Raw genomic sequence first — 312 nt, 5'->3', positions numbered from 1 at the left:
CTTTAGTAAGCGCCAGCGAAAGTACTTCGGCTTCAGTAAGTGCGAGCGAAAGCACCTCAGCTTCAGTAAGCGCCAGCGAAAGCACATCAGCATCTGTAAGTGCAAGTGAAAGTACCTCAACATCGTTGAGTGTGAGTGAAAGTACCTCCGCTTCAGTAAGTGCGAGTGAATCAACTTCAGCATCTGTAAGTGCAAGTGAAAGCACCTCAGCTTCAGTAAGCGCCAGCGAAAGTGCCTCAACATCGTTGAGTGCAAGTGAAAGTACCTCAGCCTCCGTAAGTGCAAGTGAAAGTACCTCAGCTTCGGTAAGTG

General features: G+C 48.7%; 1 protein-coding gene. It reads right to left on the bottom strand.

Features of this window, described 5'->3' with window-relative positions; genetic code table 11:
- The coding region (locus H5S10_RS00110) for a hypothetical protein (protein ID WP_267905318.1) at positions 1–312 on the bottom strand (312 nt) is incomplete at both ends.

Source organism: Limosilactobacillus balticus, assembly GCF_014145615.1.
Lineage (GTDB): Bacteria > Bacillota > Bacilli > Lactobacillales > Lactobacillaceae > Limosilactobacillus > Limosilactobacillus balticus.
The sequence above is the reverse complement of the archived record's forward strand: the minus strand, read 5'-3'. Positions and strand labels throughout refer to the sequence as shown.